This is a genomic window from Bacillus cereus group sp. BfR-BA-01408 (assembly GCF_022663305.1).
In the GTDB taxonomy this organism is placed as follows: domain Bacteria; phylum Bacillota; class Bacilli; order Bacillales; family Bacillaceae_G; genus Bacillus_A; species Bacillus_A pacificus.
This window is the reverse complement of the sequence record NZ_JAKUFF010000020.1, coordinates 46,147-61,789: the sequence shown is the minus strand read 5'-3', so window position 1 is coordinate 61,789 and position 15,643 is coordinate 46,147. Positions and strand designations below refer to the sequence as shown.

Here is a 15,643-nt window from a genome sequence, read left to right as displayed (position 1 = left end):
TCTTTCTACGACAGGTGGACTTTCTTTTAATAAATGAGGCACATTCTCCCCTCTTATTTCAGAAGTTACATGTACATTCGAATTTATATTTCCGTATGTTTCATCTGTACCGTACGAATAGCTATATTGGTCCCAAAATAGTTGTAATCCAGAACTTGTCCCAATTTCTATTAACGCTAACGGTTTATTCACTTTGCTAAATATGTAACTGAAACTTGGATATAAGTACGCACATCTTCTTACTTCATTCGTTTGAACAAGTTTCGTTTGTAATAAAGTAATGATTTCCTCTCTGTATATTTTACAGAAATCTTTAAAATGAGCAAAAGCTTGATCTAAATCTGTATTAGCATTTTCAACTAAGCTACTATAGTACGTTTTTAAATGATGTTCTTTCCCTGCTAATAATAAATAATGTACTGCACCTAATAATAAGTTTGGGACTGGTTGACCTGCTTGAGCGTAGGAAGATAGTGTAAGTACTTCCTCATCTTCAGCAATTTGTATTGATAAGTATTCATATAAGTCACTTGACCCTTTACATTCCTTTATTGAAAAATTTCGAAATAAGTTTGCGATTTGTTCTTGTGTACGCATGTGTATCCCTCCCTTTAAACTTTCAGAATAATTATACAATAAAAAGCAAAAAATCCCATAAAAAGGTATCCCTTCTACTCACCTTTGGATACGTAAGCTTTTTCGAGATAATTTCAAACTGTAATTTTTTTCTATTTACCAACTTAAAAGAGCTTGTTAAATAAGATTTTTGGCGAATAAAACGTTAAATAGTTTAAAATTATCAGATAACACTAGATATTTTAGTCTATTAATTATTATAATAGAGTATGAGATGGTTATATAATTGAGACAAAAAAGGTAAATACCTAGGTGGGGCCTAGGCGGTGTTTCTCTTTTACGGCTTAGACATAGAAAACACCTACTCTTTTTTGCCAATATAGGGGATGGAGAGATTATCATGAGCAACATGCAGCAAAAAACAGACGTTATCTTAATTGGTGCAGGAATTATGAGTGCAACGTTGGGCTCATTACTAAAAGAATTAGCACCTGAATGGGAAATTAAAGTTTTTGAAAAACTCGCTAGTGCCGGGGAAGAGAGCTCTAATGAATGGAATAATGCAGGTACAGGGCATTCTGCGCTATGCGAACTGAACTATACTTCCGAAAAATCTGACGGATCTATAGATATTAGTAAGGCTGTAAAAGTGAATGAACAATTCCAGCTTTCAAGACAATTTTGGGCATATCTTGTAAAAAGCAAATTAATTCGTAATCCACAAGATTTCATTATGCCTCTACCTCATATGAGTTTAGTACAAGGTGAAAAAAATGTTCAGTTTCTAAAAAACCGTTTTGAAGCGCTTTCAAAAAATCCACTGTTTCAAGGAATGGAATTTTCCGATGCTCCTGAAACATTAAAAAAATGGCTTCCACTCATTATGGAAGGTCGTACATCTAATGAACCTATGGCGGCAACGAAGATTGACTCTGGAACAGATGTTAACTTCGGTGCATTAACACGAATGTTGTTTGATTACTTAAAAACGAAAGATGTCGAGCTAAACTACAAACATAGTGTCGAAAATATTAAACGCACGAAGAATGGTTTGTGGGAAGTAAAAGTACACGATATGAATAGTGGTAAAATCGAGCATCATACTGCAAAATTCGTCTTTATCGGTGGCGGCGGTGGTAGTCTACCTCTACTACAAAAGACTGGTATTCCTGAATCAAAACATATCGGTGGATTCCCAGTAAGTGGACTATTTATGGTATGTAAAAACCAAAAAGTTGTAGAGCAACATCATGCAAAAGTATACGGTAAAGCTAAAGTTGGCGCTCCGCCAATGTCTGTACCTCACCTTGATACGAGATATATAGACAATAAAAAAGCTTTACTATTTGGACCGTTCGCAGGGTTCTCTCCTAAGTTCTTAAAAACTGGCTCAAACCTTGACTTAATCGGTTCTGTAAAACCGAATAACGTCTTAACGATGTTAGCTGCTGGTGTAAAAGAAATGGGATTAACAAAATACTTAATTCAACAAGTTATGTTATCACACGAGAAACGTATGAAAGAATTACGCGAATTCATTCCGAACGCAAAAAGTGAAGATTGGGATATTGTAGTTGCTGGGCAACGTGTACAAGTAATTAAAGATACTGACGCTGGCGGTAAAGGAACACTTCAATTCGGTACTGAAGTTGTTAGTGCGGCTGATGGATCAATCGCGGCGTTACTAGGTGCATCACCGGGTGCTTCTACTGCCGTTCATGTTATGCTTGAAGTATTAGAAAAATGTTTCCCAAGCCGAATGGTAGAATGGGAAGGAAAAATAAAAGAAATGATTCCTTCTTACGGCATTTCATTAACAGAAAATCCAAGATTATTCCAAGACCTTCACACTTCTACAGGTCGTACCCTTGGATTAAATGAAAAAGAAACAGTTCATAACTAATAAAGAAAAAAACGTCCGATACATTCGGACGTTTTTTCGTTACTAGAAATTATATTTATCAATATTATCCTTCGTAAATACGACTCGTTCTGGTAGTACGATAATTCCGTTCCCTTCTGCCTCATAGTCATATCCTTGAATGGAGTTTGGCTCTACTTTTACTTTTCCAATTCCTTTTACTTCGAAGCTATCCCCCACTTTTAACTTCTTCCCTTTTACAACAATTTCATTTGCTACATACGTTGCGAGTGCACCTTGTTGTTTGACATCCCATAAACCAAACTGCGCTACTGTTCCTCGTTTTACGTAATCACGCATCACGTTTGGTGTAGAGAAGCCAGTTACGACTACTTTTTTATCCATTTTTAAATTTTCAGCTGCTTGTGCCATTGCTGGAAGTGCCGTTGCATCCGGACAAATGACTGCATTAATATCTGGATACGTTTTTAAAATATTCTCCCCTACCGACAAAGACTTTTGTGCATTATTTTCACCGTACTGCGTCGTTACAATTTCCCAGTTCGGATATTTCTTTTTAATAATTTCTTTCGCTTTCGTTACCCATTGGTTTTGATCCGTTACTGTTGGACTAGAGTAAAAGAAGGCTACTTTTCCTTTATCTCCAATTTGCTTAGAAGTCATTTCAATTAATAAGTTAGCAAGTTGATCCGGTGTTCCTTGGCTTATATAAAAGGAACGGTCTTTCGGATTGACATCAGAATCCCATGTTAACACCGTCATGCCTTTTTTCTTAGCACGTTGCAATGATTGTGATAAACCATCTACTGACGTAGAAGAGACCATAAGTGCATCATAGTTTTGGTTAATGAAATTGTTTATATATTTTACTTGCCCAGAAACACTCGCTTCAGATGGTCCATCGTATTTCACTTGTACGCCTAACTTATCTCCCATCTCTTTTGCTCCTTCACCACCTGATGTAAAGAAGCCAACTCCAGTTAGTTTTGGGATAAATGCAAATTTCACATCATCAGCTTTTTTCTTATCTGCGGTTTGACTAGAGCAAGCGATTAAACCGATTAAACAAATGCATACAATGAATACAATCCCTAATTTTCTCTTCATGACATTTCCCCCTTATGCAAATTCCTTCTTTTCTCCGCTAAGAATTGATGTAATTTGAAATGCCTCATAATAACTGAAAGAATAAGAATAATACCAATAACTACATTAGATTGTTCATTTGTTAAACCCGTCATTTGCAAACCATACTGCATGAGTCCTATAAAAATACTCGCAAGTACAGTACCGATAATACTTCCTTTTCCGCCTGTAATAAGTGTCCCGCCTAACACGACTGCTGTAATGATTGGTAATATTGTTTCACTTCCCATATCAGCACGTGCGGAACCAAAATACGCGGTTAAGAAAGCACCTCCTAATCCACCTCCTAACCCGGAAAGTATGTAAGCCATGATGACTACTTTTTTTGTTTTAATCCCGGTGTATTTGGCTGCATTTTCGTTCGCACCTGTTAATTTTACGTGGCGCCCATATATGGTGCGATGAAACAATATCGTGCATAAAATCATTAATATAATTAGTAACCATAATAAATTCGGTATTCCTATAAAACTACCGTTTGCCAGTTGTACAAATGTGTCAGGTAAACCACTTATTCCTTCATACCCAGAAGCACCTGCCCCTCCTGAAATGACAAGTGCAATTCCTCCGTATAAAAACATCGTTCCGAGTGTAACAACTAGTGGTTCTACATCTGTCATTTTTATAATAAGTCCGTTTAAAGCGCCTGCTAGGCAACTAATTATTAGGGCAATTATGACAGCAAACAAAATAGGTATTCCGTTCAGCCAAAGTACACCGATTAAGATCGAAGTGAGACCCATTATGGAGCCGACCGATACATCAATTCCTCCTGTTACTATAACGAAAGTCATTGGTATCGCCGCAATTGCGATAAATAGGAAATCATTTGTACTAAAAAGGAGATTACTAATATTTAAGAAATCACTATTTATAAAACTAAAGAGAATGAATTCTAAAAGAAGTAATACGATTAGAACACCTTCCCATCTGTATACATACTTCATAGATTCATCCTCCTTTCTGCCTTCCACTTTTTCATAACGCTATCTAATATGACGATTAGCAATAATAAGAAACCTGAAATAGCATTATTCCAAAATGCTGGTATTTTTAAAAAGACGAGTGAGCTGCTTATCGCCTCTAAAAATATCGCTCCTAATGCAGCTCCAACTATAGAACCCGTTCCTCCTTTTAAATGAACTCCTCCTAGTACAGCAGCTGCGATAACCTGTAGTTCTATCCCAGTTCCTGTTTGATTTGGAACGAATCCGATATTCATAACAAATATGCAACCAGCGAGCGCAGCGCTTATGCCTGAAATTATAAACGCATATATCTTCACTTTATTAACAGGTATACCAATAAGTCTCGCGCCATCTTCATTATCACCAACCGCATAGAAGTACCTTCCGTATGGCACTTTCCTTAAAAAGAAGTATAGTAGTAGTAAAATAATAAGAACAATCCATACAATGATCGGCAAACCAAGTGTGATGATCGATGACAGTTGCTTAAAATCGTTTGGTATATCTTCAATCCACTTTCCACCTGTAAAGATTAACATCGCACCTCTAATGACCCCTAACATACCTAATGTCATAATAATGGCCGGTACCCGAAACTTCGCAACACCAATTCCATTTATAAAACCGAGAATAGCGCCAAGTAAAATAGCAGCAAGTATAGACAAAGATGCATGATATCCATCCGTTAACAACATTCCGCAAACTGCTGCACTTAACCCCATGCTTGAACCAACTGATACATCTATATTTTTCGTAAATAAGACGAACGATTGGCCAATTGCTAGCACGACTAAAATAACGCTTGACTTTATCAGTAAAGATAACGAGTTAAATTGAATAAAACTAGGGTTTATTATTCCTATAATAGCTATATACATTAGTAGTAACAGTATGATAGACGTTTCATGCATTTTTAACATGCGTTTCATTCCGCTACACCTCCGTATGCAAGGCGTGTAACTTCATTCACACTTAGTTGTTCTTTTTCCATATAAGAAACAAATCGCCCATTTCGCATTACATATACACGGTTTGCTAATTGAACAATTTCTTCAACATCGGAAGAAATTAATAATATTGCGAGTCCTTCCCTTTTCATTTTTTCTATCGTCTCATACACTTCAATCCTTGCTTTCGCATCAATTCCTCGAGTCGGTTCATCAAGAATAATAATTTTAGGATTACATGCGAGATATTTCGCAAGCACGACCTTCTGCTGATTACCTCCTGATAAAGATACTAGTTCTTCATTCATATTCTGTACAACAATTCGGAACTGTTCTATAAACGAATTAACTAAAGCGCTTTCTTTTTCTTGATTTATAAAAAAGCGATTATTTTGTTGTAAACTTGCTGCTGCAATATTTTCTTTAACAGAAGCAATTGAGAAAATGCCATTCCTCGCCCTATCCTCTGGGACATAAACCAGTCCCTTTTCTAGCCTTTTATGCAAAGAACACGCATCAATTGATTTCCCCTCTAATAAGATAGACCCTGATTTTATAGTTTTCAATCCAAATATCGCTTCTGCTAATTCAGTCCTGCCAGATCCTATAATGCCAGCAACACCTACAATCTCACCCGCATGTACAGTGAATGATATATTTTTGAATGCGTGGCTCGTTATATCGATCACTTCTAATATTTTTTTCGTCCTTGCTGTCTCTTGAACTACTTCTATTTTCTCTTTCTGTTTATACCCTTTTGGCAATAGCCCCTCCATCAGCATGTCATATGTATAGTCACATACGTCACCTTGGCTTACAATCATTCCATCACGTAGTATTGCTACTTTGTTGGCAATTTCAAAGATTTCTGGAAAGCGATGCGTAATATAAATCATCCCAATTCCTTTTTCTTGTAAACTTTTCATCAACACAAAAAGACTCTTAATTTCGTGAGTTGTTAATGTCGATGTTGGCTCATCTAAAATAAGAATCTCAGCTTCTCGTATTAATCCTCTAACAATTTCTACTAACTGTTGTTGCGCAATCGATAATGATCCTCCTAGTTCATTAAGGTCAATATCCCACCCTAGACTGTTAATCAATTGCTCAATCTGTACTCTTAATTTCTTTTTCTTTTCTGTTAACCCGATACATATATTTTCTTCAATAGTCATATGCGGAAAAATGAGCGGTTCTTGCGGTATTAAATAAATACCTTTTCGGTGTGCTTCTGACGGATTTGCAAACTGTTGCTTCGTTCCTTTTACATACATTTCTCCATCATCATACGAATATAACCCCGTTAATATTTTCATTAATGTTGATTTCCCGGCGCCATTTCCCCCAACTAAAGCGTATATATCTCCGCGCTCTACTTGTAAGTTCACTTCTTTTAATACAAGTTGATTTGAAAACGCCTTACTCATTTTATTTACTTGTAATAAAGGTACGTTCTCCACTTGATGTCACCTGCCTTTATCCAGAACATTTTTTGAGAAAATGATTATTTGTTCTACTTGTTTTGTAGCATTGTATATTCCTTTTTTTATATCTAGAACACTTTTTTCTACATACTATTCATCGTTTCAACTGGAATAAACAAAATATATGGCACATATGTTTAAGCAGTGGTCAATTGTTGAAAGGGATGAAGAGTATGACTCAGCTGAACTTTGAAGAGAATTTATTAACTAAAGTAGCTTGGTACTATTATAAAGACCAATTAACACAACAAGAGATCGCTTCACTTCTTCACATTTCAAGAAATAAAGTCGTCCGGTTATTAGATAAGGCACGCAGTGAAGGTATCGTTACATTTCACGTAAAAGGGACTGGTTTGCACTGTTTAAGTATTGAGCGTGACTTAATGAAAAAATTCCACTTAAAAGATGCTTTTATTATCCCGACCCCAGTAAACAATTATCACGCTTCTCTCGGAAAAGCTGCTGCACAATATTTAGAAACTCATCTCCAGCAAGGCGATTTACTCGGTATTGGATGGGGAGAAACAATTAGCAAAATGCTAGAAAACATTCATTTTGAGACTTCTATTAATCTTTCAATCGTAACGTTAACAGGCGGAGTAAATCACTATCTCTCGAGAAAACAAAACTATTTACACTACATGCAAGGTGATCTTCACATTATCCCTACGCCGTTTCTAGCGTCTACAACCGAAATGGCACAAAGTATTTTATCAGAACCGAGTGTAAAAGATATGCTTCATGTCGCTTCACTTGCACATACAGCTATTGTCGGTATTGGCGGATTATCTCAAGACGCTACGATTGTAAAAGAAGAAAAATTAACACTACGTGAGATGACATATATTCGTAGTCAAAACGGTGCTGGCGATATTTTAGGACAGTTTTATAATACAAATGGCGATTTGCTAGAGCTCTCGCATCACAATCGTCTAATTGGCACGCCTCTCTCTATCCTGCGCAATATGAATCATGTCGTCGGTGTTGCTGGAGGTACAGAAAAGATAGACGCAATTTATGGTGCCTTAAAAGGAAAGTTTATTCATACATTAATTACCGATGAGGAAACGGCCCTCTCCTTATTACGAAAGGATGGTGATTGTTAATGTCTCATTTATTAGCTTTTGATGCTGGTACAGGAAGCATTCGAGCTGTTCTTTTTGATTTACTAGGTAATCAAATTGCTGTCAGTCAAAAAGAATGGGTTCATAATACAGATCCTCGTTACCCAGGTTCTATGAATTTTGATGTAATAGAAAACTGGAAGCTAGTACAACAATGCGCGAAAGAAGTTTTACAAAGAAGTAATATCTCGCCCTCTTCCATTCAAGCTATTAGCGCTACTAGTATGCGAGAAGGTTTTGTTTTATATGATAAAAATGGGCAAGAAATTTGGGCTTGCGCAAATGTTGATGGGCGTGCATCCGCTGAAGTTAGTGAGCTAAAAGAAATTCGGTCACATCTTGAAAAAGATTTATATACAAAGTCTGGTCAAACTTTTTCATTAGGTGCTTTACCCCGCCTACTTTGGATTAAAAAACATGAACCCGACGTCTATAATACTATTCACTCTTTTACAATGTTAAACGATTGGATTTTATATAAACTAAGCGGCGTACTGCAAATTGATCCCTCAAACGGATGCACGTCAGGTATTTTTGATTTACAAAATAGAGTGTGGGATAACGATGTCGCTAAGGAGTGCGGTCTATCTTTACCATTTTCACCAACAGTAAATGAAGCTGGTACAGTAATTGGCAACGTTACAAAAGAGTGTGCAGCATTAACTGGATTACGTGAAGGGATTCCTGTCGTAGCCGGGGGCGGAGATGCTCAAATGGCATCGCTCGGAACTGGAGTCGTGAAACCGAATCAAACATTAATATGCGGAGGTAGTTTTTGGCAACAAGAAGTGAATGTTACTGAGCCAATACCAGATCCACAAGCTGCGATTCGTATAAACTGTCACGTCGTATCTAATCTATGGCAATATGAAACGATTGCCTTTTTCCCAGGACTCGTTATGCGCTGGTTTCGAGACGCTTTTTGCCAAGAGGAAAAGAAACTTGCTGACAAACTCGGTGTAGATGCTTATGAATTACTAGAAGAACAAGCGAAAGACGTACCTGTCGGCTCACATGGGATTATCCCTACTTTTTCAAACGTAATGAACTACATTTCTTGGCGTCATGCCGCACCTTCTTTTTTAAATTTAAGTTTAGATGCTGACAAATGCGGAAAAAAAGAACTGTTCCGTGCTATTGAAGAAAATGCAGCCTTCGTTACACTTGGAAACTTAAAATTAATAGAAAATCTCACAGGGACATTCCCTTCTGAAGTCGTTTTTGCTGGTGGTGCCGCTAAAGGAAAACTATGGCCACAAATTCTATCAGACGTCCTTGGTATTCCTGTAAAAGTACCTGTTGTGAAAGAAGCAGCTGCTTTAGGAACCGCAATTGCTGCTGGATTTGGCGCTGGCATATATGCATCTATGGAAGAAACTGCCGAACAGTTTGTACAGTGGGAGCAAACATTCGAACCAGTTACTGAAAATCACGAACTATATAAAGAGTTCTATGAAACATGGAAAACTGTGTATGACAGTCAGCTCGCTTTAGCTGATAAAGGGCTCACTTCACATATGTGGATTGCGCCTGGTGCACTGTAACAGATTACATAAAGTTCAACTAATCAGGCTTTTACGGGCAGTTGATCTCCACCTACCTTTTTTGCTCCAGACAAATTTTGAGATGGGAGTTTTACTGCCCGTTAATACGGGATAAAGGAGTGAAATGTATGTTAAAAGCTAATGAAAATGATTTCTCTTATCGCTTCGGTGATAATGGGCCGAAATATTTAATACAAGGGCCGAATATTGATTTAGGCCTTGTTGTCATTCAGCCTGGGCAAGAGTTTCAAAACCATTATCATACAACGTGCGAAGAGGTATTCTATGCATTAGAAGGTGAAATAGATTTCTATGTAAATAACGAAAGAGTTCCAATTAAACAAGGGGATGTCCTGCAAGTTCGCCCACATGAAGCTCACTATCTTATTAACCATTCTGACAAACCTTTTAAAGCAGTTTTTATAAAGTCACCACATTTACCAAATAAAGATACGGTACAAACGGAAAATCCAACATTAACAAAGGAGTGATTTCGAATGACTTGGGGATTTAAAAATCGATTAAATACAATTTTACCTGATGGCAGAGCGGTTATGTTAGCGATAGATCACGGCTACTTTTTAGGACCAATTCATGGGCTTGAACAGCCACTTGAAACAGTTAAAAACTTACTTCCTTATACGGATTCTCTCTTTTTGACGCGTGGTGTACTTAGCTCCTGCATTCCTGAAAACTGCAGTACACCGATGGTTATGCGTGTATCTGGCGGGGCTACTGTCGTCGGTAAAGATTTAGCGAATGAGACAATTGTTACACCTGTAAAAGAAGCAGTAAAACAAAACGCGATTGGCGTAGGTGTGTCTGTTTTCGTCGGGTCCGACTATGAGACACAAACGGTTACGAATCTCGCAAACGTAGTTTCAGAAGCTCACGATTATGGTCTGCCAGTACTCGGCATTACCGCAGTTGCGAAAGAACTACAAAAACGTGAAGCTCGCTTTCTAGCACTTGCTTCCCGTGTATGTGTTGAAATGGGTGCTGACATTATTAAAACGTATTACTGCGAAGGGTTCGAAAAAATTACGAGCACATGCCCTGCCCCAGTCGTAATTGCTGGTGGGCCAAAACTGGATTCAATTGAAGACGCATTAAACATTACGTACAATGCACTACAAGAAGGGGCAATCGGCGTAGACATGGGCCGAAACATATGGCAATCTGAACATCCAGCTGCGATGATTCAAGCGATACATGGTATTGTGAAAAATGGATTGAATGTGAAAGAGGCACTCCAATTATACGAAGATGTAAAAAATTAAAACAAACGAGCAAACTATTGCATTTAAAAGAAAAGCCCATATGTTAGATTACTGAGGAATCTAACATATGGGCTTTCTTTTACATTTTTCATTGTTTTGAATTTAACCTACAGATCGCGCACATTCCAAACAATCTCACCGCGTTCACCATAAGTACTGTGATGCCGATGAAACCCTAACTTTTCTAATACCCGAAAAGACGCAGTATTCCAAGCGCCTACAGTAGACCAAAGTCTATGGCGCCCCGTAGCAATCGCAGCTTCCAGCACTGCTGATGCTGCCTCTGTCGCATAACCTTTGCGATGAGCACTTTTGAACAATTCGTATGCAATCTCCGGCTCTTCAAGCGTAGCACGACCGATGATTAAGCCACAGTATCCGATGAAATCGCCTTCGTCTCGTCTACGAATTGTGAGAAGAGAAATACCATTTTCAATTGCTTTCTTGCGCATTTCGATAAGAGAGCTACGAACAGATTCAATGGTTGGCATTTCCACTCCACGTTCACCAATTAGTTTTCTAAGCCAGACTGCATCGGATTCCTCCCACATATTCAGGTCGAGTCGTTCCGTTTTTAGCTGGAACGCCATATCTTTAAATACATCTGTCATAGTGGTAACCTCCTATTTATATCACTGTACTACTTATAATCGTTTCGTACTGTACCATATGGGAAACATGCTTGGTTCTCTAGATTTTCTTGCATTAAGATACATTATTGTTATTTTATACATAATTAATTTCTCTGCAAAATAGACCTTGTTATCAAACTTCATTTTAAATCTACAATATTTGATTTATAAATGATTTTAGGTTTTCACTTAATTTTTACATTAAAAAATATATCGTCCTTTCTTATTTGTTAAAATAAAGAAAAGGAGGAATGATTATGAAACGAATGGGTTTTGAACGCCCTACCGATTATTACGATGAAAGATTATATACTATCGATGAAAAAATTTGTGCCCTATTAAAAGAACGAAAAGAACTTTCAGGTGGTGATCCAGGTTTTCCACATGATGAAACGATTTATAAATGGGCAAAGCAATACGAATTTTATCCAGACTATCTAAATTCACTATTCTCTTCCATGATGGACGAAAGTGAATTTAAACCTCGTGTCGAACCAACTAAATTCCAAAAACATATACCTGTTTTTAAAACGTATGAACATAAAGGTATCATGTATACCGTAACTTTTATTCGGCAATATGCAAATGCTAGTGTAGTTTATTTATATAGCGATTGGGATTCGGTGAATGACGCTTTTAATGAAAACAAACCTCATAGTTTCTTCCAATTATCAATAGATGATACATATGACTGCTGGTCAGAAGGTGGGGGCGGCACTGATGGACATTTTAGTCATCATTTCGTTATATCTCCTGCCCTTCCTGATAATTTGTCTGGAATAAGCTTACGATTTAAAGAACTCAATATGCCGTTTAGGAAAGATCAAACTGTGCTTGAATTTGTAATTCAAATAGATTAATAAAGAAGCTGTCTCACATGCCCTTTTCCTGACTAAAATTCGTTTATTTTTACTTTTATGTCCCTTAAAATGATCAAGCCCCTTTCCATACCGGATAAGGGGCTAATAAATTTACATCTTCAAACAATTACTCTTGTTAATGCTATTGAACTTTCTTACCATCTTTATAGTCAAGGCAAGACACTTCAATTAACAAACCATTAAACATTGAAAAATAAAAACCGTAACTACTACCTCGCATAGAATACGGTGCCTTTTCTATTTCAATGCCGCCAGCTGCTAAACGATTATATGCTTGATCAACTTCATTTGAAGTATCCACTAAAAAACCAATATGAAAAGCCTCAGGATACATCACTTCCTTATTTCCCTTAAATGCTTTTGGGTCACTTAACACAAGTATAAATCCACTTTCATCACTCATTACTACTAGTGCTTTTCCCTTTTGCTCCAAAAATTGAAAATCAAAAAATGTTTCAAAGAAATGTCTCGCTTCTAATAAATCATCAACACATAAATTCAAATGATTTAACTTCATTCACTCATCTCCTTTTAAGCAGAGGGTATGTAGACTCATTTTCATAACACGTAAATATGCAAGGTAAGATATTCAAGCGTTCCGTCTAAGACTATGCTTTATAGTTTAATACTTTTTTCTATAGCCTAGAACGTTTTTTTATGACTGCAATTCCATAAACTGTTCGACGCGAAATATTATTTTACCTATATAAAATAGCCACATTATTTATTTTTCAAATTGTGTAAAACCCACTCAATTAAGAAAATTGCTGCAGAGGTACGCTCTGTCGTATCACCTAAAAACAGTTTATTTATAAAACCTTCAAAATGAGTTGGTACTTTAGATAACGTTTCAATATACTTCAAAACAGATCCCGCTGGTGGTATAGGCTTATTATTAACAGCCCATATCCCATCTAACAATGTCCAAGTTGAAGTTTGAACTATGTATGAAGCTTTTAACTCATCATTTGCTTTTAACTCATCATTTGCTTTTAAAGCAGATTGAATTTTAATAAGCGAACTATGCAACCAATGAGAAATGCCTTTCATTTTGTCGCTAGAAACTCGATAGTTTTCAAATTCATATGTAGCTATTTCCTTTAACTTTTTTAACTCACCGCTTTTATCAAACAAAGTTTTCCCTTCTAGAAATGAGTATAGTTCCATCGGATTGTTTTTAAAGTTTATTTGAATTTGATTAAAATCTGCACTCTTATATTCAACTAAAATATCTTCTCTCATTTCAGAATGAAATTTCTTCTTTTGTCCTTCTTGTAAAAGAATATAAAAATCTAAATCCGAATCAGGATATGCGTCACCTCTTGCGACAGATCCAATTAGCATCAATCCATTCACTTTATCTCTAAATACATATTCATTTAAAATTGTTTGTACCAATTTTTTATGTTTTTCATTTATAATGAATGAAAAACTCTCCATCATTTCCACCCCCCATTACTACAAAAAGAGGATACATGTTAGCATCTACAACATGTATCCTCTACTTATATATTACGACTGCTGATAAGCCGCTTTCGATGATTTTACATAATAAACTGCATGATCCACATTAATAATATGATCTGGTTTTGGTTTACCACGACTCGCTCTATGTCCTGCTAAATGTTCTTCACTTGTTTCCCAATTTTTCCACGCTTCTTCAGATTCCCAGCGGATCATAACGACAACTTCTTCGTCGCCGCGTCTTACTTTTTTCACAAGAACACTTAAATCGATAAAGCCTTCAAATTTTTCAATAATTCCTTCTCCAGTGAAACGTTCTACAACTATATTTGATGTACCTTCTTTTACTGTAAATGTTTTCGTTTCAATAAACATATATCCCACTCCCTCTTTATAATACGAATACTATTATTCTTCCATTATAGTTGATTATGATAATTATTTTCAATTAAAAAGTTTTAAATTATGCGGATTTCTCTTCTATAGCCTCATCTAAAAATTTGAAATATGGGAGTAATATTCCGATTAAAGAAGTGACACATATAATTGAACCGATAATAAAGTATAGTGCTCTTACTCCCCACATTTCACTCAATATTCCCCCTACTAACACACCTAACGGCATAGCGAATCGTATGAAAAATAAACGCACTGAAAACACTTGTCCTATCATATTATTTTGGACTGATTGCTGGCATATCGTTGTGTTATGAACATTGAAAAAGGCAATACAAACACCTGCAACTATTTCAATTATTACCGCTATTACAATACTGTGGTTAAAACCTAGTGAAATGTATGTGAGTCCCCCTATAAACAATCCTCCAAGCATAAGTATGCGCCTGCTTTTATATGTTACTTTTCCGACTAGTATAGATCCAATTACATAGCCAAACGGGAAACCAGCCATAAAATACCCAAACTCTGTATAACCTGCTGACAGCTCATCTTTTATATAAGGAAGATTTGTAACCAGCGTTACCCCGACCCCAAATTGTACGAAAGTAAGAAAGACACCAAGCCAAACGATAACTGGTTTTGTGAAAAAATATGTAAAGCCGTGAAGAAACTGTTCTAGCCACGTTTTCCGAATGGATTGTGTTGTTCTCTTTTCTTTCATATAAAGTAATAATGCACCACTAACAAATAGACAAATACATACGAAAGATAATGTAAGTTCTGTTCCAATGAAATGAATGACTACTCCACCTAATACTGGTGCAAGAAACATCATAAGGCGAGTCATTCCATCAATGTACGCATTTGCATCTTGAAGTTGTTCTTTCCCTACAATGCTCGGTGTAATTGCTTGACTTGCAGGTGTATAAAGTGGTGTAATAAGTCCCACTACAATTTGAACAACATAAATGTGCCAAACTTCTATACTACCTGAAACTAACATCACCAAAGGTAGCAAGAAAACGGAAGCTCGCACCCATTGTGAAAAAATCATAATCCACTTGCGGCTCCATTTATCAATAAATGGGCCGCTGATTAATTGCAGTATGAGGGACGGGATAAAATATAGTAGCCACATACTGCTTAATGCTGTTTTTGATCCTGTTAACTCATATACTAAAATTGAATTACATAACGTTCCGAAACCCCCGCCTAATTCTGAGATTGCACTACCAATCCACATAAAAAAGAACGAACGATTTTTCAATACATTTTTCAATTTCATACACCAACTTTTCTTTTATATTCCTCCCTTT

At 36.6% G+C, this 15,643-nt stretch carries 16 protein-coding genes; 6 read left to right on the top strand and 10 right to left on the bottom strand.

Translation table 11 applies throughout. From position 1 onward, the window contains the following. Positions 1 to 597 (bottom strand): DUF2332 domain-containing protein (locus tag MR083_RS11565; protein ID WP_242269341.1); only part of this gene is annotated, 597 nt, incomplete at its 3' end. 379 nt (positions 598 to 976) lie between these two features. Here MR083_RS11565 and MR083_RS11560 point away from each other — a divergent pair. Then, positions 977 to 2,479 carry a malate:quinone oxidoreductase gene (locus MR083_RS11560; protein ID WP_242269338.1) on the top strand — a complete coding sequence of 501 codons (1,503 nt, stop codon included), beginning with the start codon at positions 977 to 979 and terminating at the stop codon, positions 2,477 to 2,479. A gap of 42 nt (positions 2,480 to 2,521) precedes the next feature. On the opposite strand, the gene lsrB is transcribed toward MR083_RS11560, so the two are convergent. From lsrB to MR083_RS11540, 4 genes are read right to left on the bottom strand one after another with little or no spacing between them, the layout of a single operon-like run. Then, entirely contained in the window at positions 2,522 to 3,565 is a 1,044-nt protein-coding gene (lsrB, locus tag MR083_RS11555; RefSeq protein WP_000823633.1) for an autoinducer 2 ABC transporter substrate-binding protein LsrB, read from the bottom strand. Further along, positions 3,562 to 4,551: an ABC transporter permease subunit gene (locus MR083_RS11550; RefSeq protein ID WP_000878516.1), complete on the bottom strand. Its 990-nt coding sequence runs from the start codon at positions 4,549 to 4,551 to the stop codon at positions 3,562 to 3,564. Before MR083_RS11550 ends, lsrB begins: the two co-directional genes overlap by 4 nt. Further along, complete coding sequence (locus MR083_RS11545; protein ID WP_000827501.1) at positions 4,548 to 5,501, bottom strand: ABC transporter permease subunit; 954 nt, start codon at positions 5,499 to 5,501, stop codon at positions 4,548 to 4,550. Before MR083_RS11545 ends, MR083_RS11550 begins: the two co-directional genes overlap by 4 nt. After that, complete coding sequence (locus MR083_RS11540) at positions 5,498 to 6,979, bottom strand: sugar ABC transporter ATP-binding protein (protein WP_046647435.1); 1,482 nt, start codon at positions 6,977 to 6,979, stop codon at positions 5,498 to 5,500. Before MR083_RS11540 ends, MR083_RS11545 begins: the two co-directional genes overlap by 4 nt. A gap of 197 nt (positions 6,980 to 7,176) precedes the next feature. Between MR083_RS11540 and MR083_RS11535 the strand changes: the two genes are divergently transcribed. The 4 genes from MR083_RS11535 to lsrF all read left to right on the top strand — a co-directional run bounded on the left by MR083_RS11535 (position 7,177) and on the right by lsrF (position 10,951). After that, positions 7,177 to 8,109 carry a sugar-binding transcriptional regulator gene (locus MR083_RS11535; RefSeq protein ID WP_000192711.1) on the top strand — a complete coding sequence of 311 codons (933 nt, stop codon included), beginning with the start codon at positions 7,177 to 7,179 and terminating at the stop codon, positions 8,107 to 8,109. Beyond that, complete coding sequence (gene lsrK / locus MR083_RS11530; RefSeq protein ID WP_000018827.1) at positions 8,109 to 9,671, top strand: autoinducer-2 kinase; 1,563 nt, start codon at positions 8,109 to 8,111, stop codon at positions 9,669 to 9,671. The genes MR083_RS11535 and lsrK overlap by 1 nt, the downstream gene beginning before the upstream one ends. Positions 9,672 to 9,799: 128 nt before the next feature. After that, positions 9,800 to 10,162, top strand: coding sequence for a cupin domain-containing protein (locus MR083_RS11525; RefSeq protein WP_242269336.1), 363 nt, complete (start codon positions 9,800 to 9,802; stop codon positions 10,160 to 10,162). 6 nt (positions 10,163 to 10,168) lie between these two features. Beyond that, entirely contained in the window at positions 10,169 to 10,951 is a 783-nt protein-coding gene (lsrF, locus tag MR083_RS11520) for a 3-hydroxy-5-phosphonooxypentane-2,4-dione thiolase (protein WP_070806325.1), read from the top strand. Positions 10,952 to 11,058: 107 nt separating this feature from the next. On the opposite strand, the gene MR083_RS11515 is transcribed toward lsrF, so the two are convergent. Further along, positions 11,059 to 11,562, bottom strand: a complete 504-nt coding sequence (locus MR083_RS11515) for a GNAT family N-acetyltransferase (RefSeq protein ID WP_000132884.1) — start codon at positions 11,560 to 11,562, stop codon at positions 11,059 to 11,061. A 278-nt stretch (positions 11,563 to 11,840) separates the two neighbouring features. On the opposite strand from MR083_RS11515, the gene MR083_RS11510 reads away from it, so the two are divergent. Then, positions 11,841 to 12,443, top strand: coding sequence for a hypothetical protein (locus tag MR083_RS11510; protein WP_000827107.1), 603 nt, complete (start codon positions 11,841 to 11,843; stop codon positions 12,441 to 12,443). A 142-nt stretch (positions 12,444 to 12,585) separates the two neighbouring features. On the opposite strand, the gene MR083_RS11505 is transcribed toward MR083_RS11510, so the two are convergent. The 4 genes from MR083_RS11505 to MR083_RS11490 all read right to left on the bottom strand — a co-directional run bounded on the left by MR083_RS11505 (position 12,586) and on the right by MR083_RS11490 (position 15,612). Continuing rightward, entirely contained in the window at positions 12,586 to 12,981 is a 396-nt protein-coding gene (locus MR083_RS11505; RefSeq protein WP_000773072.1) for a VOC family protein, read from the bottom strand. A gap of 203 nt (positions 12,982 to 13,184) precedes the next feature. Beyond that, positions 13,185 to 13,907 (bottom strand): nucleotidyltransferase family protein, encoded by a 723-nt coding sequence (locus tag MR083_RS11500; RefSeq protein WP_242269334.1) that lies wholly within the window; start codon positions 13,905 to 13,907, stop codon positions 13,185 to 13,187. A gap of 69 nt (positions 13,908 to 13,976) precedes the next feature. Beyond that, positions 13,977 to 14,303, bottom strand: a complete 327-nt coding sequence (hmoA, locus tag MR083_RS11495) for a heme-degrading monooxygenase HmoA (RefSeq protein WP_000469503.1) — start codon at positions 14,301 to 14,303, stop codon at positions 13,977 to 13,979. A gap of 88 nt (positions 14,304 to 14,391) precedes the next feature. Beyond that, positions 14,392 to 15,612: an MFS transporter gene (locus MR083_RS11490; RefSeq protein WP_242269332.1), complete on the bottom strand. Its 1,221-nt coding sequence runs from the start codon at positions 15,610 to 15,612 to the stop codon at positions 14,392 to 14,394. Positions 15,613 to 15,643: the final 31 nt, after the last annotated feature.

Bases quoted from the DNA above. Each gene is read 5' to 3' on its own strand.
- MR083_RS11560 (WP_242269338.1), top strand. From the start codon at position 977: ATGAGCAACATGCAGCAAAAAACAGACGTTATCTTAATTGGTGCAGGA.
- lsrB (WP_000823633.1), bottom strand. From the start codon at position 3,565: ATGAAGAGAAAATTAGGGATTGTATTCATTGTATGCATTTGTTTAATC.
- MR083_RS11550 (WP_000878516.1), bottom strand. From the start codon at position 4,551: ATGAAGTATGTATACAGATGGGAAGGTGTTCTAATCGTATTACTTCTT.
- MR083_RS11545 (WP_000827501.1), bottom strand. From the start codon at position 5,501: ATGAAACGCATGTTAAAAATGCATGAAACGTCTATCATACTGTTACTA.
- MR083_RS11535 (WP_000192711.1), top strand. From the start codon at position 7,177: ATGACTCAGCTGAACTTTGAAGAGAATTTATTAACTAAAGTAGCTTGG.
- lsrK (WP_000018827.1), top strand. From the start codon at position 8,109: ATGTCTCATTTATTAGCTTTTGATGCTGGTACAGGAAGCATTCGAGCT.
- MR083_RS11525 (WP_242269336.1), top strand. From the start codon at position 9,800: ATGTTAAAAGCTAATGAAAATGATTTCTCTTATCGCTTCGGTGATAAT.
- lsrF (WP_070806325.1), top strand. From the start codon at position 10,169: ATGACTTGGGGATTTAAAAATCGATTAAATACAATTTTACCTGATGGC.
- MR083_RS11515 (WP_000132884.1), bottom strand. From the start codon at position 11,562: ATGACAGATGTATTTAAAGATATGGCGTTCCAGCTAAAAACGGAACGA.
- MR083_RS11510 (WP_000827107.1), top strand. From the start codon at position 11,841: ATGAAACGAATGGGTTTTGAACGCCCTACCGATTATTACGATGAAAGA.
- MR083_RS11505 (WP_000773072.1), bottom strand. From the start codon at position 12,981: ATGAAGTTAAATCATTTGAATTTATGTGTTGATGATTTATTAGAAGCG.
- MR083_RS11500 (WP_242269334.1), bottom strand. From the start codon at position 13,907: ATGATGGAGAGTTTTTCATTCATTATAAATGAAAAACATAAAAAATTG.
- hmoA (WP_000469503.1), bottom strand. From the start codon at position 14,303: ATGTTTATTGAAACGAAAACATTTACAGTAAAAGAAGGTACATCAAAT.
- MR083_RS11490 (WP_242269332.1), bottom strand. From the start codon at position 15,612: ATGAAATTGAAAAATGTATTGAAAAATCGTTCGTTCTTTTTTATGTGG.